The 21,234-nt window shown below is 33.3% G+C and carries 15 protein-coding genes and 1 tRNA gene; 1 reads left to right on the top strand and 15 read right to left on the bottom strand.

Annotated elements, in window-relative coordinates; translation table 11 throughout:
- Positions 1–64: 64 nt before the first annotated feature.
- The 8 genes from ACQ0RB_RS01225 to ACQ0RB_RS01260 all read right to left on the bottom strand — a co-directional run bounded on the left by ACQ0RB_RS01225 (position 65) and on the right by ACQ0RB_RS01260 (position 10,935).
- Complete coding sequence (locus ACQ0RB_RS01225) at positions 65–1,717, bottom strand: solute:sodium symporter family transporter (protein WP_134198724.1); 1,653 nt, start codon at positions 1,715–1,717, stop codon at positions 65–67.
- A 155-nt stretch (positions 1,718–1,872) separates the two neighbouring features.
- Positions 1,873–1,945 (bottom strand) — tRNA-Met (locus ACQ0RB_RS01230).
- Positions 1,946–2,058: 113 nt separating this feature from the next.
- Positions 2,059–2,964 (bottom strand): leucine-rich repeat domain-containing protein, encoded by a 906-nt coding sequence (locus tag ACQ0RB_RS01235; protein WP_262732048.1) that lies wholly within the window; start codon positions 2,962–2,964, stop codon positions 2,059–2,061.
- Between the two features lie 146 nt (positions 2,965–3,110).
- Entirely contained in the window at positions 3,111–3,290 is a 180-nt protein-coding gene (locus tag ACQ0RB_RS01240; RefSeq protein ID WP_430495930.1) for a CPXCG motif-containing cysteine-rich protein, read from the bottom strand.
- An 11-nt stretch (positions 3,291–3,301) separates the two neighbouring features.
- Positions 3,302–4,618 (bottom strand): TolC family protein, encoded by a 1,317-nt coding sequence (locus ACQ0RB_RS01245; RefSeq protein ID WP_430495932.1) that lies wholly within the window; start codon positions 4,616–4,618, stop codon positions 3,302–3,304.
- A complete protein-coding gene (locus tag ACQ0RB_RS01250; protein WP_430495934.1) occupies positions 4,608–7,802 on the bottom strand; it encodes an efflux RND transporter permease subunit in 3,195 nt (1,064 codons plus the stop codon). Before ACQ0RB_RS01250 ends, ACQ0RB_RS01245 begins: the two co-directional genes overlap by 11 nt.
- Before the next feature lie 2 nt (positions 7,803–7,804).
- The gene (locus ACQ0RB_RS01255) at positions 7,805–8,938 is read right to left on the bottom strand and encodes an efflux RND transporter periplasmic adaptor subunit (RefSeq protein WP_430495936.1); all 1,134 of its coding nucleotides are present in this window, start codon (positions 8,936–8,938) and stop codon (positions 7,805–7,807) included.
- An 83-nt stretch (positions 8,939–9,021) separates the two neighbouring features.
- Entirely contained in the window at positions 9,022–10,935 is a 1,914-nt protein-coding gene (locus ACQ0RB_RS01260; protein ID WP_129759178.1) for an ABC-F family ATP-binding cassette domain-containing protein, read from the bottom strand.
- 81 nt (positions 10,936–11,016) lie between these two features.
- Between ACQ0RB_RS01260 and ACQ0RB_RS01265 the strand changes: the two genes are divergently transcribed.
- Positions 11,017–11,400, top strand: coding sequence for a DUF983 domain-containing protein (locus tag ACQ0RB_RS01265; protein ID WP_430495938.1), 384 nt, complete (start codon positions 11,017–11,019; stop codon positions 11,398–11,400).
- A 95-nt stretch (positions 11,401–11,495) separates the two neighbouring features.
- On the opposite strand, the gene ACQ0RB_RS01270 is transcribed toward ACQ0RB_RS01265, so the two are convergent.
- The 7 genes from ACQ0RB_RS01270 to topA all read right to left on the bottom strand — a co-directional run bounded on the left by ACQ0RB_RS01270 (position 11,496) and on the right by topA (position 21,149).
- Entirely contained in the window at positions 11,496–12,539 is a 1,044-nt protein-coding gene (locus tag ACQ0RB_RS01270; protein ID WP_430495940.1) for an NAD(P)/FAD-dependent oxidoreductase, read from the bottom strand.
- A gap of 100 nt (positions 12,540–12,639) precedes the next feature.
- Positions 12,640–13,539 (bottom strand): gliding motility protein GldN, encoded by a 900-nt coding sequence (gene gldN / locus ACQ0RB_RS01275; RefSeq protein ID WP_131505886.1) that lies wholly within the window; start codon positions 13,537–13,539, stop codon positions 12,640–12,642.
- A 53-nt stretch (positions 13,540–13,592) separates the two neighbouring features.
- On the bottom strand, positions 13,593–15,128 hold the full coding sequence (gene gldM / locus ACQ0RB_RS01280) for a gliding motility protein GldM (RefSeq protein WP_430495942.1): 1,536 nt from the start codon (positions 15,126–15,128) through the stop codon (positions 13,593–13,595).
- Between the two features lie 58 nt (positions 15,129–15,186).
- Positions 15,187–15,837 (bottom strand): gliding motility protein GldL, encoded by a 651-nt coding sequence (gene gldL / locus ACQ0RB_RS01285; RefSeq protein WP_129759183.1) that lies wholly within the window; start codon positions 15,835–15,837, stop codon positions 15,187–15,189.
- 78 nt (positions 15,838–15,915) lie between these two features.
- Positions 15,916–17,283 (bottom strand): gliding motility lipoprotein GldK, encoded by a 1,368-nt coding sequence (gene gldK, locus ACQ0RB_RS01290; protein WP_129759184.1) that lies wholly within the window; start codon positions 17,281–17,283, stop codon positions 15,916–15,918.
- Positions 17,284–17,489: 206 nt separating this feature from the next.
- Positions 17,490–18,656: a formimidoylglutamase gene (locus ACQ0RB_RS01295; protein ID WP_343796287.1), complete on the bottom strand. Its 1,167-nt coding sequence runs from the start codon at positions 18,654–18,656 to the stop codon at positions 17,490–17,492.
- A gap of 3 nt (positions 18,657–18,659) precedes the next feature.
- Positions 18,660–21,149 (bottom strand): type I DNA topoisomerase, encoded by a 2,490-nt coding sequence (gene topA / locus ACQ0RB_RS01300; RefSeq protein WP_131505888.1) that lies wholly within the window; start codon positions 21,147–21,149, stop codon positions 18,660–18,662.
- Positions 21,150–21,234 lie beyond the last annotated feature (85 nt).

Raw genomic sequence — 21,234 nt, forward strand, 5'->3', positions numbered from 1 at the left:
CTTAATATTATAAAAAAACCTTTCAAGCTATTTGAAAGGTTTTTTAAGTTAATTGAGGTTTATTTTACTTTGAAAAATAGACGTAAATAGCAACTACTATAAGTGTAATCAATCCGCCTACAAGCTTTACATGTTTCCATGGTGTAATATCAACTTGCTCAGTATACTCTTGCACATAAGCTTCTTTTCTTGGGAAGAAATATCCAATCACAAGCATTATTATAATGTTAGCTACAAACAAGATAGCCATAATGTGCAAAAAGTGTGGATATGCTTCGGCTTCTACCAGCTTTAATGCAGCAGGATCTGTAACACCTGAAGCTTTTGCAGCTTCTAATGCTTTTTCTACTTTATTTGGACCAATGATGAACTGACTAACAATATACATTATTGATCCTGAAATAATACCAATTTTAGCAGCAATGGCTGGTACTCTTTTGGTTAAATACCCAACAACAATAATTGTAAGAATTGGAATACTGTAAATACCATTAATTTCTTGTAAATACTTAAATAAGCTTCCTGCATTTTCTATCATAGGAGCAATAAACATTGCTGCCAATGCTAAGCATATACCAAAGATTTTACCATATTTTACAACTGTAGATTCATCGGCATTTTTATTGATATGTTGTTTGTAAATATCAATACCAAACAATGTTACCGAACTATTCAATACACTATTAAAAGAACTTAAAATAGCACCAAACAACACTGCTGCGAAAAATCCAACAAGATATTTAGGTAATACAGCTCGTACTAATTCAGGATACGCTAAATCACTAGAAGCAAGTCCTCCTTCAAAATAGTAATAGGCAATCATACCTGGAAGCACTAAAATTAATGGTCCTAAAATTTTTATAAATGAAGCAAGCACTAATCCTTTTTGTCCTTCAGCTAAGTTTTTAGCCCCAAGTGCTCTTTGTATGATTTGTTGGTTGGTTCCCCAATAAAATAACTGAACTAACATCATTCCTGTAAAAATGGTTGAAAAAGGAACCTCTTGACCTGGGTTACCTGTAGAATCAAAACGTTCTGGGTTTGCAGACATAAGTGTTTCTAAACCTCCAAAAACCGAACCATCACCAATTGCCATTAATCCGAAAACTGGTATCAATATTCCTCCTATCAATAAACCTATTGCGTTAATTGAATCTGATACTACAACAGCTTTTAAGCCTCCAAAAACTGCATAAATAGATCCAATTATTCCAATTCCCCAAATACAAATTACCAAAGCTGAAGAATCTGAAACGTTTAATAGTGTTGGCACATCAAACATTCCGCTGATTGCTACAGAACCAGAGTACAAAATTACAGGTAGCAATACCACAACATAACCCGTCAAAAACAAAGCTGATGTTATAGTTTTAGTAGAGACGTCAAATCTATTAGCTAAAAACTGAGGAATTGTTGTTAGTCCACTTTTAAGGTATCTTGGCAACAAGAAAATAGCAGTTACAATCATAGCAATAGCAGCTAAGGTTTCCCATGCCATTACTGATAAACCATCAGTATATGCGCTACCATTAAGACCAACAATTTGTTCGGTTGATAAATTAGTCAATAATAAAGATCCTGCAATAACTCCTGCAGTTAGACTTCGTCCTCCTAAAAAGTATCCATCGGAAGATTTTTCATCAGTTTTACGCGTTGCATAATAGGAAATTATAGCCACAAGCGCAGTAAATCCAACAAAGGATAAAATTCCAATCATAATAATGTTACGTTAAATATTAGTTAGTTATAAAGGGTAAAAAACTATGCTCAATGCCTCTAATTTATAAAAGTAACTAAAATATAGTTTATAATTGGTATTCTCAGACTTTTCATAAAATTAAAAAGCCAAACACTTTCGTATTTGGCTTGTTGTAGCGGGAACTGGACTCGAACCAGTGACCTTCGGGTTATGAGCCCGACGAGCTACCTACTGCTCTATCCCGCGATATTGGACTGCAAATATAATACGTTTTTTTTGATTACAAAACTTTATTCAAAATAAAACTCCCAACAGAAAAATCTGTTGGGAGAAATAACTAATTAAAATACTTTAAAAATTTAATCTTCAGTATCTAAAGTTGCAATGCTTCCTTTAGAGTTATTATTTTGAGCATCAAAGTTTCTAATATTTGGAAACTTATCTTGTAAAGATGCTAAGTCTCCTTTAAATGCATTATTTCCTAATAATAACACTTTTAGATTTGTTAAGCTTGCTAATTCAGATGGTAAATCACCATAAAAGGCATTATCAGCAAGTACTAACTCTTCTAAATTAGTTAAGTCACCAATTGAAGAAGGCACTATTCCAAATAAGTTATTATCAAAAACGCTTAATACTTTAAGTTTTTTAAGATTAGAAATGCTTGAAGGAAGCTTTCCTGTTAAGTTATTACTGCTAACTAAAAATTCTCTCAGGTTAGTCAACTTTTCAATAGAAGCTGGAATTGAACCTTTTAAATTGTTGTTATATAATTCTAATGTTCTTAATCTTGTTAAGTTACCAATTTGAGAAGGTATTGTTCCTTCAATACTATTCATGTACAACTGTAATGAAACTAATGATGTTAAATCAGTAATTGTATTTGGCAACTCTCCATTAAGCTTATTGAAAGCTATGTTTAAATATCTTAAGGATTTTAATTTTCCTATTGAAGAAGGAATGCTACCTGTGATGTTATTTCTGAAAAAGTTAATTTTTTCAAGATTAACTAAATCACCAAATTCAAATGGTAAATTTCCTGTTAAGTTATTGAACTCTAAATTCAATTCAACAACTTTATCATTTCTAATAACAACTCCATGCCAATTAGATACTGGCGCGTTTAAATCCCAAGTTTTAGTCCAAGATTGACCTCCTGTAGAGTTATATAATGCTTTTAAAGCATCTTTTTCTTTGGTGGAAATACTAGCAAATGAAAAAACTGTTACTAGACAGAATAACAATGTAGTTTTTATGGTTTTCATAATAGTAGATTTTGTTGAGGGAGCACATTTACATAACGAATATAGATATAAGTCGTTGAATCACCAATTATTTTCGATGAAATGCACAAATCCGCAACACCAAAAAACTTCAAATAATTGATTTTCAGAAAACTAACAAAACACTACTATTCTATATTATTTGCTTCAAAACCAGAAATTTGATTGTTTTTTACACTGATATTCAACCTAATAGGGTTGCAACAAACCTCACAATCTTCGATGTAGTTTTGATTACTTTGTGAAGTATCAACAAGCATGGAAATTTCTTCCCAACAGTAAGGACATTGAAAAAAATGCTCTTCCATTTACTACGCTTTTAAAATTGAACATTCAACAATTCACCACTGATTTGAAGAAGAGTAAGTTCAGCTAATTTAGCATCATATTTTGCTTGGTTTTTACTAAGTTCAGCATTAAGCAAATTTAATTGAGCCTGTCTAAACTCTATTGAAGTTACTTGACCGAGTTTAAATTTTTCCTGAGTACGGTCGAAATTATTTTTAGAGGTGATTATATTTTCTTCCTGAACCCTATATATCGTTAACTTGTTTTGGTAATCGTCCCAAGCATTATTGAAGTTTCGTTCGATATCAATTATAATTTGATCTTTTTGTAACTGCTGAGTTTCTAAATTTATTTTAGCATTTTTAACTCTGGTTATTGCGCTTCCTCCATCAAATAAATTCCAACTTAAATTTAATCCACCAGACAAACCTGTATTAGTTGATACAGCTAAGAATGATGCAGCATTGTTATTGTTTTTATTCCATCCATAAGAACCTACTAATCCTAAGGTTGGTAAATATGCAGCCTTATTAAACTTTATATCGTATTCGCTTATTAAAATGTTTTTTTCTAATTGTAACAATGTAACGTTGTTAGATTTCATTTGTTCTAACAATTGGTCTTTATTAAGCTGAAGTTTAAACGTTACCAAAGTATCTGCTTCAAACTGAGAATTCATAACATTACCCATCACAACATTTAAATCGCGTTTAGAGTTTTTTAATTGCTGATTAGCGTTAATGTAATTAATACTGTCGTTATTAATATCAACTTGAGCGTTCAATACACCAAGTTTTGTGCTTTGACCATAATCAAACTGATATTGCGCTCTTTTTAACCTATCTTTTGAGATGTTTAAGGTTTGTTCTAAAGCCGAAGTATTTTCAGACAATTGAGCTACATTGTAATATACTGAGAGTAATTGCAGTATTGTATTTTCAATTGTTTCTCTTGCTTGTAGTTCTGATAATTGCTCTTCTTCCTTTAATCTTTTGTAGTTATATCGTCTTCCTAATCCATCAAATAATGTATAATTTAGGTTAATTGACGCATTGTAACGCGAACTTTCGGCACCTTCTAAAGTTGTAACACTTCCATCAGAAAACTCTGCTTCTGTATTATCAATATTATATGTTGCTCCTCCACTTGCTGTTACTGTTGGCAAGTATCCAGTATTTAAAACATTGGTATTATTTTCGGCAATTTCAACATTTTTATTCGCTATTTTAATACCATAGTTATTCTCCAAAGCAATTTCAATTGCTTCTTGTGTAGTGAGTACATCTTGAGCGCTGACTAAACTCGCTATTAAAATAAAAATTACAGATATAGAATACTTAATGTTCATCTTCAATATTTTGTTCTTTTATAGCACGTTCTACTTCTTCTTTAGTAACATTTTTACCTGTTGCCAACCATTTAGAATTCTTTTTTGCGCTATTCGTCACTGAAATTAAAAGTGGTAAAATTAACAATGTTAAAACTGTAGCGATACCAATACCATAGGCTATTGAAATTGCCATTGGCTTTAAAAATTGCGCTTGCCTACTCTTTTCTAAAAGTAAAGGTGCAATACCTGCAATTGTAGTTAATGAGGTTAAGAATATAGCTCTAAATCGGGCTTTACCTGCCTCAAAAAGTGCATCGTCAAATTTCATACCTTCTTTTAAAAAGGAATTGAATTTACCTATGAGTACCAATCCATCATTTACCATAATTCCAACTAGTGCAATAATTCCTAAAGCTGACAAAATATTAATTGGAAAATCATGAAACCAATGTCCCCAAGCTACTGCTATGAAACTAAACGGAATCATAAGTATCAATAATAATGGTTGACTATAACTTCTAAATGTAAACGCAATAACTACATATATTAAGAATATAACAACTGGCACTACTATTCTTGCTGAATTGGTGAGTTTGTTCTTCTCTCTGTTTTGCCCTTCGTAAGATGCACTAATGGTAGGATATTTAGACATCAGCTCTGACATAACATTGGTTCTTATGTCTTGTAAAATCTCGGTTGGACTTCCTTTAATATCTTTCAAGTCTGCATTAACCTGAATTTCTCTTCTTCCGTCAAGGTGACTAATACTCTCGTCGCCTCTTTTAATTTCATAAGTTGCTATTTCTCCAAATGGAACTCGTTGACCTAAAGGTGTAACGATACGCATTTCATCAAGGTCATTAATTGACTCTCTATTAACCCTATCATATCTTACCCAAACACGAATTTCATCTTGACCACGTTGAAAACGTTGTGCTTGCAAACCAAAAAAACCTGCTCTCACTTGACTCATCACCTCTCTTAAATTCAAACCAAGTGCATAAGCCGATTCTTTAAGTTCAATATTAATTTCCTTTATTCCTTCTGGGTCAGTATCAGAAATATCAGTCAAAAGTGGGTTATTTTCTAAGGCTAGCCTCAATTCATCTTTAGCCAATTTAAGCTCTTCGGTATTATTTCCTAATAAAGAAATAGACACAGGATTACCTCCAAAGTTTCCTCCCGAACCAAAAGTTAAACGCTCCACTCCATACACTTCTCCAACAGCTTCTCTAATAGAATTTGTAATTTCAGGTGAACCAAAATCACGTTCTTCACCTGGTAATAAGTTAACACTTAAACTTGCTTTGTTATTTCCTGGACCAACACGTTTAATAATATTTTGAACCACTTGCTTATTACCAGATTGTCTTTGGGTGTAATCCTCGTTAACTTCCCAAGCAGCAGTTTCAACCATAGTTATTATTGAATCTGTGATTTTTGGGTTCGTACCTTCAGGCATTAATAAATCTATACTCACTCTATCACTTGCAATACTTGGGAAAAACGCACTTCTAATAACACCTGCTTGAAAAGATCCTATGGTAAGAATCATCATAGCTAAGAGTATTGCAAATGTTATAAAGCGTTGGTTTAAAGCAAATCGTAATGCTGGAGTGTATAACGTATCTCTAAGATACACCATGAATTTATCTCCTAGCTCATTAAACTTCCTAAGTTTTAAAAACAGTTTTGCTATTCCTTTTTTCTTTGCCTTTTCTTCTTCGGATAGATGTGTAAGCGCTTTAGAATGTGCAATATGAGCAGGAAGAATAATTAATGCTTCAACCAACGACACAACTAAGGTCAACATTACAATAACCGAAACTTCGCTAAAAAACGCACCTATACGACCATCTAAAAACAGAAACGTTGAAAAGGCTAAAACGGTTGTAAGAATCGCTGATAAAATAGGAGGTACAACTTCCATAGTACCATCTATTGCAGCTTGTATTCTTGGTTTTCCTTTTTCAAAATGCTGGTAGATATTTTCAGAAATTACAATACCATCATCTACCAGAATACCAATAACTATTATCATTCCAAACAAAGACAATACATTAATGGTAACATTAAACAAAGGAGCAAAAATGAACATTCCTAAAAAGGCTACAGGTAAACCTAACGCCACCCAGAATGCTAAACGCGTATTAAGAAATAGTGATAAAAAGAATAACACTAACAAGATACCTACTGCACCATTTTCTAAAAGTAATTGTGTTCTTTGGTTTAACCGTATTGAAGAGTCGCTAACCACATCTATTTTAACTCCTGAATGCTTTTGATTAAATTCCTCAATGTACGCGTTTACTTTTTCTGCAGCAGAAAGAAGGTCTTCGCTATTTGTATTTGTAATTTCAACATTTACTGCAACATTACCATTAAAATAGGATGCGTTTGGTGTTTCAGAAAAACGGTCTTTTATAGTTGCCACATCTTGCAATCGTACTACAGTACCATCTTCTCTTGCTCTAACAGACAAGTGGTTTAACTCATTACCATAATAAGACCTATTGTTTGCTCTAATTAAGTAATCTTCACTATCGGTTTTTATATTTCCACCAGTAGATAAAATATTAGCTTGAGCGACTGCATTTGCAACCTCAGAAAAGGTTAAGTTATACGCTAAAAGGTCATTTTCTCGTACTGCAATTTCTATTTCTTCTTCAGGATAACCAGAAATACTGATTTGAGAAATCCCATCCATAGCTCTCAAATCGTTTTCTATTTGTCGTCCTATTTGTTTTAATGAAGCGAGTTCAATATTATCTCCACTAATGGCAAAATCAATGGTTTGTCTAATACGTTCTTGTTTTGCAACCACTAAAGGTTCCATTCCTGTTGGGAAATTCGGCACTCTATCAACTGCATTTTTTACTTCGGCGAGCATATCGTCTATATCCTCATCACTTTCAATTTCAACGGTAATACTCCCTCCATTTTCTCTTGAGGTAGAAGTTACTCGCTCAACACCTACTAATCCTTTAAGGTTGTCTTCAACTTTTAAAACAATACCTTCTTCAATCTCTTGAGGTGCTGCTCCAGGATAAGTAATATTTATGGAAATGGTTTCAGATTCTTGTAACGGAAAAAAGGATGATTTTAATTGAAAAACGCCTAAAACCCCAAAGATGAGAAACGCAATAATAATTATATTTACTGCAACTTCATACTTTATGAAATAGCTAATTATTTTTCTCATAATCAGTTATTGGTTTGTTGTGAAGTCGATTCTTGGTTAACTTTTACTAGCATACCAGCATAAGCTCCAGGTACTGATTTAGACAAAATTTTTGTTCCGTCAGGAACACCTTTTATCACAACTTCTTTTGGTGAAAAATAAACTGGCTTAACTTGTATTAAATCTAAAATACTGTCTTTAATAATGAATATTTCAGATTCATCAACTAGTAGCTTTCTTGAAATTTTAATCGCATTTGGTTCGTCTTTAGCCTCCAAATTGGCTTCAAGAAACATACCTTCTTTTAAGTTGTCGCCTTTTACTTCTACAAACACTTTTATGGTTTGAGTAGCTTGGTCAATTCTACCGTTAACTCTTGTTACATTGCCTGTATAAGTTTGGTTACCTTCTAGTGTGTTTAGCTCTACTTTTTCTCCTATTTGAAGTAAATCACTAAAGGTTTTACTAATTGCCAATTCTAACTCATAAACCGAAGTATCAATATATTCTCCTAATTTTTGACCAGAACGCACCAAAGTACCTTTAGTTACTAAAGCTTCGGTTAAAATGCCATTAAAAGGTGCATAAATACTATACTTTGAAAGTCGTTGTTCTAGGTTCTTAATATTGTAGTAAGACGACACAATACCTCTTCCTGTGATAAAATAATTGGCTTTTTCATTAGTTGACTCAGGTAAAGGTGCAACACTTTTGCTAATATCAAAATTTTTAAGATATGCTTCCCAGGCTGGGAAAACTTCAGGGTAATCCAGTCTTAAATCTGGCATTATAGAAGTTATCAAGTTATATAAATCACTTTTTGCTGATTGTACTGAAGCATAATACTCGCTACTATTTATTCTAATTAAGGATTCGCCTTTTCGGTATGGTTGTCCTGGTTTAAAATCGTGAGCACTACTTTGAAAAACACCTTGTACTTCAGAATATAGTTCTAATTTATGTTTTGCCACCAAAGTTCCATTTGCAGGTATGGTTATTGGAACTGTTGTATTTGTTACTGTTTCAGCAAAAACAGTCTTTACTACTTTTTCTATTCTAGGTTTTGGCTTATTGCTATTTTCAATGATTAAATAGGCTCCTAAAACAGCTAACAAAATAATAACTAGCCCAATAGCTGAGAGTATTAGTTTTCTCATTAAATGATTTTTGATGGTAATACCTACAAAAATATTTATTTGCTTGTGGTAAGCCGTTAAAAAAAACTTAAAAAGAACACTCTCTATGAGGTCATACCATCAATTTCCTCCTGAATAGTTTCCCATTCTAACATCAATGTTTCTAATTGGTCTTTTTTAGCTTGATAGGTGTCAAAAAAACTAGGGTCTGAAACGACTTCATCATAATTGGTAGCGAGCTCAACATCAATGTTTTTTATTTCTTTTTCAAGTGAGTTGATTTTAGACTCTGTATTACTTAGTTTATTATTTAAAGATTTTAGTTTCTTTTGATCTTGGTAGGATTGTTTGTTATTTGCTTCTTTAGGAGCTTCTTTAACAACGTCTCTTTTTTCTATTTCCCTAAGACTTTCAACATTTCGTTGCTCTAAGTAATAGTCTATATCACCTAAATATTCTTTAATTTTCTGGTCTTTGAACTCATAAACTTTATCTACTAAACCTTGAAGAAAATCTCTATCGTGAGACACCAAAATTAAAGTCCCTTCAAAACGTTTTAGCGCTTCCTTCAACACGTTTTTGGATTTAATATCGAGATGGTTTGTAGGCTCATCCATTACCAAAACGTTAAACGGCTGAAGCATTAATTTTGCCATTGCCAAACGGTTACGTTCACCTCCTGAAAGCACACGCACATACTTATCAACTTCTTCTCCTCTAAATAAAAAAGCACCTAAAATATCTCTTACTTTAGTTCGGTTAGTTTCGTTAGCAGCATCAATCATGGTGTCATGCACAGTTTTGTTACCATCTAAATATTCTGCTTGGTTTTGGGCAAAATATCCTATTTGCACATTGTGTCCAAGTTTTAGATGTCCTTGATGCTTTATTTCATTAACAATAATTTTTGCTAGTGTAGATTTTCCTTGACCATTTTGACCAACGAATGCAGTTTTAGAATCGCGCTCAATAGTAAGGTCAATATTATTCAATACTTGTAAGTCTCCATAATGTTTTGAAACGCCTTCGGCTTCAACAACTACTTTTCCTGGAGTAATGGAAACCGGAAAATTAAGTGTCATTACGCTGTTATCATCTTCATCGACCTCAATCCTATCAATTCTATCCAGCTTTTTTATAAGCGATTGTGCCATAGAAGCTTTTGATGCTTTGGCTCTAAATTTTTCAATTAACTTCTCAGTTTGTTGAATTTGCTTTTCTTGATTTTTTTGAGCTGCTAGCTGCTGGTCTTTGATTTCTTTACGTAATACCAAAAACTTTGAATACGGTTTAGGGTAATCGTAAATTCTTCCTAATGAAATTTCAATAGTTCTGTTGGTTACATTGTCTAAAAACATTTTGTCGTGAGACACAATAACCACTGCTCCATTATAACTTTTCAAAAATCCTTCTAGCCAAATAATAGATTCGATATCTAAATGGTTTGTAGGCTCATCTAGTAATAATATATCGTTGTTTTGAAGTAATAGCTTAGCGAGTTCAATACGCATTCTCCATCCTCCAGAAAATGTATCGGTTAGTTTACCAAAGTCTTCGCGTTTAAACCCTAAACCTTGTAGTATTTTTTCGGTTTCACCTTGATAATTATAACCTCCAATAATCTCATATTGATGTTGCACATCGTTAAGATCAATCATTAGCTGGTTATACCCTTCACTTTCATAGTCTGTACGTTCAGCTAATTGCGTATTGATGTCTTCCATTTTAGCTTCTAGCGATTTAATCTCTTCAAAAGCTTGGTAAGACTCTTCTAAAACTGTTCTTCCAAAAACAAAATCGATATCTTGTTTTAAAAACCCAATACTTAAGTTTTTATCTGCTGCCATTTGACCTGAATCGGCTTCCATTTCTCCAGAAAGAATTTTAAGCATTGTGGATTTTCCTGCTCCGTTTTTTCCAATCAATCCTACTCTATCTCCAGAGCCTAATTTAAAGGTGATCTCTTCGAATAGATATTCGCCTTGAAAAGAAATGGATAGATTATGAATATTGAGCATTTGCTACTATTGTTACAAAGAATTAATGATTAAAGAGTATTTTTGTATAGAGATACAAAACGCAAAAATAAACTTTTAATCATGATAAAAAAAGGAAGCAAATTATATAGCATTTTCACAGGCGCATGCCCTAAATGTCATGAAGAATCTATGTATACTACAAAAAACCCTTATGTTTTAGGTGATACTCTAAAGATAAATGAGAGATGTTCTAATTGTAACACAAAATACAGAATTGAGCCTTCGTTTTTTTATGGTTCAATGTATGTGAGTTATGCTGTAGGTATTGCATTTGCTGTTGCTGCTTTTGTTATTAGTTACTTATTTTTAAACACTAGCTTAAAAGTTGCTTTTATAGCTATAATTGGAACTTTGGTTGCTTTTGGACCAATAATAATGCGATTATCCAGAAATATATGGATTAATCTTTTTATGCATTATGATAAGACTTTAGCTAAGAAGTAACTCAAAAAACTATCTATCTAAAAAGTAGATTCTGCATCAAGTGCGGAATGACAAAGCTGAACGAAACTGATATATCTATTTGAGAACATATTTGTTCAAATTAAAAATCTTGAAATATTTATTTCGCTATCTAAATTTTCGTTGCGCTCAATATGGTTAAAGAGTTGCTGTGCAACATAAGGAGCAATCATAACACCTCTAGTTCCTAGTCCATTTAATACAAAAACGTTGTTGTAATTATTATGCGAACCTACCAAAGGTCTTCTATCTTTTACCGTTGGTCTTATTCCTGCTACTTGATTGACAACTTCAAAACTGCAAGTCATAAACTTTTTCAGCTTACTAACTAGTTCTTCTTTTGCTTCAATAGTTGTTGAGTTTGTTTTATCATCCCAATTATAAGTCGCTCCAACAGAATATAAATCGTCTCCCAAAGGCACTAAAAAAGCTGATGACTTTAAGATGTAGTCTAGCTTTAAGTCTGGTGCTTTAATGGTTAGTATCTCACCTTTAGTTCCACTAAGTGGAAGGTTTTTAAAATACGGATTTTTTAAAATCCCAAAGCCTTCAGAAAACACAATATGTGATGCACTAATAGTATTGTACTTTATCTCTTGCCTATCTATGATTAGATCTTCATATTTAAACAACTCTTTGTATAGTCTATTATTATCTTCAAGGAATAATCTATACGAATCAATAAGCACATTAGTATCAATTCTACCTGTATGTAAGACTTCTCCAAAACCAAAAGGAGCATCAATCGATACATTGGTATTCTTCACAATCTTTGTAGATAAATAAGGCTCTAAGGCTGGTTTATCAGCAGCTGAGAACCATTCGTTTTGCTCTTCTATTGATGAAAACCTTCTGTAAATAGACGATTTATAATCCAGTTTCTTGCTTAACAAACTTTCAAGGCTTTTATAATAAGGCAAAGCAATATCTAATTGTTCTTGAGCTCTCCAAACTTCAGTAAATCGTTTTAAAATAACTGGGTTATATAATCCTGCTGCAACAGTTGATGAGTGCTGAGATGAATTATCAAATACCACAAAAGATTTGTTGTTCTGTCGTAACTGCTCGCAAAAGGCAATTCCTGCTAGTCCGCAACCTACTATTATATAATCTACTTCCATGTACAATTAAAGAGTGACAAAGGTAAGGCGAAGGGTAATTATTAAAAAACAAAAAGCTCACTTAATAAGCGAGCTTTTTGTTTTATGTAGAAGTCTATACTTAGTAAGACCACATATCTTGTTCAAAGTTTCTAATCTTTTCTTTGATACGATCAGATTCTAATAACTGCATTAATGCGTTATCTGCAACATATTCTTTAACCTCTCTATCTCCATATACATTTTCTTCTTTGTACATGTAACCGTTAAAACGTCTTGAGTTTAACAAGTGGTCAAAAGATATTGGCATTGCACTATTTTTGTTATTGAATGATTTTGCTTCATGCAGAACCTCTCTTGCTTCAGGATAAAATACCCAAAACAAAGCATTAGGCACTTTATTAGCTTCGTCATTTGAGTTAATAAAGTTTACGTCTGGTGCTGCTGGAGCAATACCAAGTAACCTGTACTTTAACTCACCTTGTCTCTTGTCAAAATACCACAGACCTTTAATTAAATACGCTTTAATATCGTAAGCTTCAATTCTAGTTGTAGTAATATATTCAGGATCCACGAATCCTTCAGCGTTGAATTGGTCGTATCCAATACCTAAAGTATCTACTTTTGTTGTAATATCAGCTAAATCTTTAAGTGTTCTTTTAGCAGTGAAATAAGAATCATCATAGATATTCTTGATTTTTCCGTCTCTAACCGCTTTGATTAACACATGATATAAAGAACGTCTTTCACTTCCAATATTATTAGTATCTACTGGATAGTACAGTGGAAAGTTAGCTCTTTCATCAAGAACAATTTTTTCCCAAGTCATTTTAGAAAATAGTATGTCTCTGTCATCAACATATCCATATTCCAATGGCTTATCGTTATCCAATGCTAACTGAGCCTCTGTCTTCACTCCAATTTCTTCAGGTTTCTTAGCATTTAAGATGTTTGCCTGAGAAAATGTATTAAGAGTAAAACCTACTATTAGTACAATTGACAATAAGAATTTATTATTCATTTTTTTAATTTTTAATTTAACCATTATTACATAAGTAGTCTGTATAAAACAGATTAGTTAGATAGCTCTATTAATATAGGAGCTGCTGGTTTGATTTTAGGACCAGAACTTGTTGATCTAATCTCAAAAATTTGAACAGTGTCACCACGCTTAGCTTTACGTAATGCGTTTTTAGCAGCACTATTCAATCTGTTACCTTGTACAGTAACCGATGGTTGACCTGGAACTTTAAATTTAAATCCTGTTACGTTAAGTGGTAAGTCAAAATCAAAGTCTAATAGTTTTGCTTCAACTCTACCTATTTCAACGTTGTTTCTTGGTAAACTAAATGATCCGTCTTGACCAGCTAAAACACCTACAGGTTTAGGGATATCTTTAATTCTAAATGTAGCTCTATCACTAACTTTAGATCCATCTGGTAAAGTACCTGTAACATTAATTGTTACCTCTTTACCACTTGTAGGTACCATGTTATATTTTCCTACTCCAGAACCTTTTGATAAACCTGGTCCACTTGCAGATACATTGTTATCTGAAATACCAGCAAAAGAAATAGTCATAGGGTTATTAACACCTCTATATACTACATTCATTTTATCAGCAGATATTGTAGCAGAGTTTGGTTTAGGTACTACAGCGTAAGTACTCTTGATTGGAATTGGAACGATAGAATCACCTTCCTTAAACTCCAAAGTACCATTGATTTCACGCTCACCTACAGCACCTGCAGGAAAGTCAAGGACAACTTGACCAGCTTGTGTGTTCTCAATTTCACTACCGTTAACAACAATTTTATCAAAGTTCATTGTATTGTCAAAACGACCTAGAACTACTTTTCCTTTAAAATTTTCGCCACTGAAGAAAGCAGTTTTTTCAGGAATAACAATTGCTTGATAGTTTCTCATTGAAAGCTGTTTTACTTGTTCACCCGCCAGCATTGAAGATAATACTTCAGACTCAGTAGTTTTAATATCAGCTTGTAATTGAGTCATTTTAGTTAAAGAAGCAACTAAAGGGAATCCTTTATAGTGGTAATCTAACCAATCAATAGTGTTTCCATCTCTATTTTTTACAGGCTCTGTAGCAAATTTCTTCTTTACATCATCAGCCATACTTGCTAACTCTGGGTTACCTGCTAAAATATTAGACACTCCATCTCTAAACTTAGCTATTTGATTTAAAAATTCTTCTCCTTCAGGCTTTAGTTTATCTCCTTTAAAGAAATGGTTATCAAGGAAATCTCCTTTATCCATTACTTCATAATCTTTAGGGTCTTCAACCTTAGCAGTCATTTGAGCTTTTAAATCATCTAAATAACTATTAAAATCGGTCGCTAATTTGTCTATTTGATCAGCGTCAGCCTTTAAAGGTCTATACTTAGCTGGTTGCTCGTCTACTTTAGCAGCTAAACCTTCCATAAATGCAGCGTTACGTTCAGTAGCAGCTTCGTTAGACTCGGTTAGCTTTTCGTTCATTAATCCAAATGCCGATAGCACTTCTTTTGACATATTCAATGCTAGCATCGCAATGAAGATCAAATACATCAAGTTAATCATTTTCTGCCTTGCAGATAATTTTCCTCCTGCCATTTTAAATTAGTTTTTTGTTGTTAATTGTTTTAATTAATTGCGAAAATTAAAAACTAATTTAGTTTTTGTTCATAGCAGATAGCATTCCACCATATACTCCATTTAATGAAGAAAGGTTAGATGCTAAAGATTGCATTTGCTCTTTAAGTTTAGTTGCGTTTTCAACAGCTTCTTCGTTAATAGCAGCTTGACGGTTAACGCTTTCTAATTGTACTTTATAAAGGCTGTTTAATGATTCCATTTGTGCAGCAGCAAGAGATAATTCTTCTCCATACTTTTTAGTAGCAGCAATTGAATCTACAGTTGGGCTAATGCTTTTAGCAGCACCTTCGAAGTTTTTGATGCTTTCACCTAAGCTAGTCATAAGCTCACCATCAATTTTAGCTTCTTTTAATAAGTTATCTAATTTCTTAGACAATAAACCTTCAGCGTCTTTTGGCTCTTCAGCTTTTTTCTTTTTGTTTGAAGAAGCTCCTCCAGCCAATTCTGGGTATACTAAAGACCAGTCTAATTCATCGTCTACTGGTTCGAATGCAGATAATGCGAATATAATTGCCTCAGTAATAAGACCGATTGCTAACATAACATTACCAGTTAAAAATCCAATTTCGAAGTGAATAATTTTGAATAGTGCTCCAATGATTACTACTGATGCTCCTAGTCCGTAAGCCATGTTCATGAACCTCTTACTTGCTTTTGATTGTGCCATAATTTTTGTGTTTTTAGTTTAAGTTAAATATTACCTAAGTAGGTTAGTATTAATTGTTAATTTAAGTTGTTGTTGTTTTTAATTTCTTGCGTTGTTTGTTACTTCAGTACCCATGTAATCTTGTACTGTTCTAAATCCTATGTAACTTCTTGCAGAATCAGCATATTCATAATCTCTTGAGCTTACTTGTAAGAAATATGCAACATCTTTCCATGATCCACCACGTACTACTTTACGCTCATTATCAGGATCGTTTACATTAGGGTTAATTGTTGAAGAGTATTCATAAGAACCTGGATCATAAGAACCGTACACCCATTCTGACACATTACCTGCCATATTGTATAAGTTGTAGTCGTTTGGCTCATATGCATCAGCTTCTACAGTATATAAAGCTTGGTCAGCAGCATAATCTCCTCTTAAAGGCTTAAAGTTTGCCATAAAACAACCTCTGTCATTTTTAGTATATGGTCCACCCCAAGGGAAAGTTGCTCCTTGCAATCCACCTCTTGCAGCATATTCCCATTCTGCTTCTGAAGGCAGTCTGAATGAATTCACAAAAGCTTTACCTTTACTCTTTTGGTAACCATTTTTATTTAATGTTCTCCACTGACAGAAAGCATTTGCTTGTTTCCATGACACTCCTACTACAGGATAATCTCCGTAAGCATCATGCCAAAAATAATCGTTATGCATTGGCTCATTATAAGAGTAAGCGAAGTCTCTAATCCAAGCAGTAGTATCAGGATACACCTCAACCTCTTCAGTAATTAATACATCTTTACGTCTTAGGTTTTTGTTTTTAGCTGCTTTTTTAATGTCCATATAAGTATACTGGAACTTGAATTTTTTCACATCCCAAGTACGTTGTCCATTGTAAGATTCCTCAATTGGTAAATACATTGTATCCATAACCTCAGCATAGTACTCATCTGGATATTCAGAAGTATCAAAAATCAAATCTACATCATGATTTAATTTTCTTCCTTCATAACCAGTTGGCCCAAGTCCACTATAATTATCAATCATGTATTTTTCATAAACACTCATGTTTGTAGTATCGGCATCTTTAAAGGCAAATTCGCCAGTACCACCATCGTCAGGTGTTAATCCAAAATCATCTGCAATAATTGCAAGGTTAGTTCTAATAATTGAGTCTCTTACCCAATTAACAAACTGACGATACTCACTGTTAGTGATTTCAGTTTCGTCCATGTAGAACGCTCTAACTGTAGCAGTTCTTGTTGGTGCATCTTGCACACCAGCTAGGTCATCATCTGATTTACCCATAATAAATGCTCCACCTGGAACAAGCGTCATTCCATAGGGCTTTTCAGGATGCCATTTCTTTCCTTTAACTCCAACTAGTTCTCCTCTGTCTCCAGAGCCACAACTAACTAATAGAGCTAACACAGCGGTTAATAAAGCAAACTTCTTCATATTCATAGAAACTCGAGGTTAAATTAGTTTAAAATTGTTCGGTTATTAAATGTTAAATTTTTAAAAAAAATTTGTTTTCCCAATTTTGAGGCAGTAAACATATCCATATATTTTCAAAAAAACAATTTTTTTTTATTTTTTTTTGCACTTCATCCTGAAAAGCATGCATTTCATCGATGAAATTGACTTTTAGGATTAAAAAAGTAAATATACTAAAAACTATTCTTTTTATACGCCTTATACCATCTTTCAGGTATTTTTCCATGGCTTGCCTCTACATAATCTTCATGCGTGCATGGTAATAACGTATGCTTTTTTAATTTATTATTAACATTTGGCAAAAAAGGTATTTCTATCCACCAACGTCCAGTTTTTATACTCCTATAAAAAATAAGATCTTCATCTTCTACTAACACATTGAATTTTTGATAGTTATTGTCATCTTTAAAATCGTCGTCTTTTACTCGACAATTTACGCCCTCGACGAAATACCAAATTATTTGTGCAACTAACATTGCAGTGACTTCATCTTCTCTTGAAAGTTTATATTCATAAATCCCAAATGAAGATACTTTATTACTTATACCAGCATACCTTGAAATAGCACAAACTTCCTTTCCGTCAAGTCCATTTGGTGAGTACTTTTGCTTTTCTCCAACTTCAGATGCTTTTACAGATTTTAAATCGACACTCACTAAATGAGCATCTCTCATTACTGGCTCTACTAAACTTATATTATTAGACACCTCTCCTAAACGATACGCTTCAAAATAAAGCTTATCCATTAAATCAATTTCTTCTTGCGGATTGAAATAGGTTTGATATCCTATTGTAGAATAATTAAAGAGGTTAAATGGTTGCTCTAGTATAATCTTACCTAAATAACTATTATTCTTTATTGGTTGTGTTGAATCGCCTAAATCAAAATTACTATCTACATTTACAATATTAACCATTGGTATAACATTATCGTAAGCGCGATAATTAGCATAGGTTAAATCTTGACTTCCTCCTAATATTACAGGTATTATCTTTTTTTCAAGTAAAACAGTGATTATTGTTTTAAGAGCAAAGTAGGTATCTTCTACTGAATCTCCTTGATGAATATCGCCTAAATCGGCAAGTTTGGTATTCCAGTTTCCAGGGAAAAGTGCATAGAGTGCTTTTCTTACATTGGTAAAATCAACCATGTCACCAATGTAATTGACATCATTACGATTTTCTAATACACCAATGATAGCAATTTTGACATCCTCTAAATCTGGAATTCCTTTTTGAGCAGAGTGAACTTTTATTTTTCTTCCTAGTGCTTGTTGAGACAGCAACTCGTTATGAGCTAAAACAGTATCGGAAACAGGAGAAAGAAAATTAAAGTTCATGTATTATTTCTTTTTTGTGGTTGTCTTTTTCTTTGTGGCTTTTTTCTTAGGAGCAGCTTTTTCTAAAATTTCTTTAGCTTCTTCTAAAGTCATATCAGTTACGTCAACAGTTTTTTGAAGCTCAACTTTAGTTTTACCTTTTATAACATTGTGTCTTCCCCAACGTGCTTTTTCAACTCGTATACCTTCACTTTCCCAAGAGTGCACTAATTTATCCTTTTCTTTTTGAATTTTGTCCTCTATTAACTCAATAATATCAGAATCGGAAAGATTATCCCAATCATACTTCTTGTTTACGTTGATAAACATGTTGTTCCACTTTATAAATGGTCCAAAACGTCCTTTACCTTTTTGAACTGGCAACTCCTTATACATATATATAGGAGCATCGGCTTTTTGTTTTTCTTTTATTAAAACAATAGCGTCATCCATTTCTACACTTAGAGGATCAACACCTGCAGGTAATGACACAAACTTTTTACCAAACTTAACATAAGGTCCAAAGCGTCCGTTGTTAACTTCAACCTCTTCTCCTTCATAAGTTCCTAAACTTTTTGGAAGCTTAAATAAATCCATTGCTTCTTCATAAGTTATAGTATTTAATTGTTGGTCTGGTGTTAAACTCGCAAACTGAGGTTTTTCTTCGTCATCAACTGTTCCTATTTGTACCATAGGTCCAAACTTACCTAAACGCACACTCACTTGCTTACCTGTTTTTGGATCGGTTCCTAAAACACGTTCACCAGATTCTCTATCGGCATTTTCTTGAACATCCTCAACTTGCGGATGAAAATCTTTATAAAAGTCTTTCATCATTTTAGACCAATCTACTTTACCTTCAGCAATATCATCAAAATCTTCTTCAACTTTTGCTGTAAAGTTATAGTCTAAGATATATTCGAAATGATTCACCAAGAAATCCGTTACAATCATTCCTATATCAGTAGGCACTAGTTTACCTTTATCTGAACCTACTTTTTCTGTAAGTTTCTTATCTTTTATTGCACCTTGTTGCATGGTTAATTGAGAATAGTCTCTTGCAACACCATCCACAGTTCCTTTTTCAACATAATTTCTGTTTTGAATTGTTGAAATTGTTGGCGCATATGTAGATGGACGACCAATACCTAACTCTTCTAATTTCTTTACCAAAGATGCTTCAGTATATCTAGCAGGTGGTCTTGTATAACGCTCAGTAGCTGTAATGTAATTATTAAGCAAGGTCTCGTTTACTTTCATTGCTGGCAACATTCCGTCTTGCTCTGCATCTTCATCATCAGTACCTTCAAGGTAAACCTTTAAGAACCCATCAAAAGTGATTACCTCTCCATTAGCTGTAAAGGTCTCATTGTGCGTTGAAGCACTTATTTTTACATTGGTACGTTCTAATTGTGCTTCACTCATTTGAGAAGCAATGGCACGTTTCCAAATTAAATCGTATAGTCTTGCTTGGTCTCTATCTGCATTAACAGAATGTGCAGAAAAATCGGTTGGTCTAATAGCCTCATGCGCTTCTTGAGCTCCTTTAGCTTTACCTTTATAATTTCTAGGCTTACTATAGCTAGAGCCATAAGCATTTTTAATTTCGGCCTCGGCACCTTTTCTCGCCTCGTCTGATAAGTTAACACTATCAGTTCTCATATAGGTTATCAATCCAGCTTCATACAAACGTTGTGCATTTGACATGGTTCTACTTACTGAAAACCCTAATTTTCTAGCAGCTTCTTGTTGTAAGGTTGATGTTGTAAATGGTGCTGCTGGTGATTTTTTAGCAGGCTTTTTTTCGAGGTTAGCAACTTTAAAGTCTGCTGAAATATTCTGCTCTAAAAACTTATACGCTTCTTCTTTGCTAGAAAAGTTCTTAGGTAATTTTGCTTTAAAAGCTTGACCGTCTTCGTTAGTGAACTCTGCATCAATCCTATAAGATGCTTCAGGTGAAAACTCTTGAATTTCGCGTTCACGCTCTACAATAAGTCTTACTGAAACTGACTGCACACGACCAGCAGATAAACCACCTTTAACTTTTCGCCATAGTACTGGAGATAATTCGTAACCTACAATTCTATCTAATACACGACGTGCTTGTTGCGCATCAACTAAATCGTAATCAATACCTCTTGGGTTTTCTATTGCACGTTGAATTGCTGTCTTGGTAATTTCATGAAAAACGATTCGTTTGGTCTTTGATTTGTCTAGTTTTAACGTTTCAGCTAAATGCCACGCAATAGCTTCTCCTTCGCGATCCTCATCACTTGCTAACCAAACCGTTTCGGCTTTTGCTGCTAGCTCTTTTAGTTTTTTTACGACATCTCGCTTGTCTCTAGACACCTGATATTTAGGCTTAAAATCTCCATCAACATCTACTCCAAGTTCTTTTGAAGGCAAGTCGGCAATGTGACCAAAGCTAGATTCAACTTTAAAATCCTTACCTAAAAATTTTTCGATAGTTTTAGCCTTTGCAGGTGACTCAACAATTACTAGATTCTTCGCCATAAATCATTTTTTAAGGCTACAAATGTATGTCAAAAAAATTTTATGCACCTAATTTTTCATTCTTTCAATAAAAAAAGCCTGAAAA

The organism is Gaetbulibacter sp. PBL-D1 (assembly GCF_050509525.1).
Taxonomy (GTDB): domain Bacteria; phylum Bacteroidota; class Bacteroidia; order Flavobacteriales; family Flavobacteriaceae; genus Gaetbulibacter_B; species Gaetbulibacter_B jejuensis.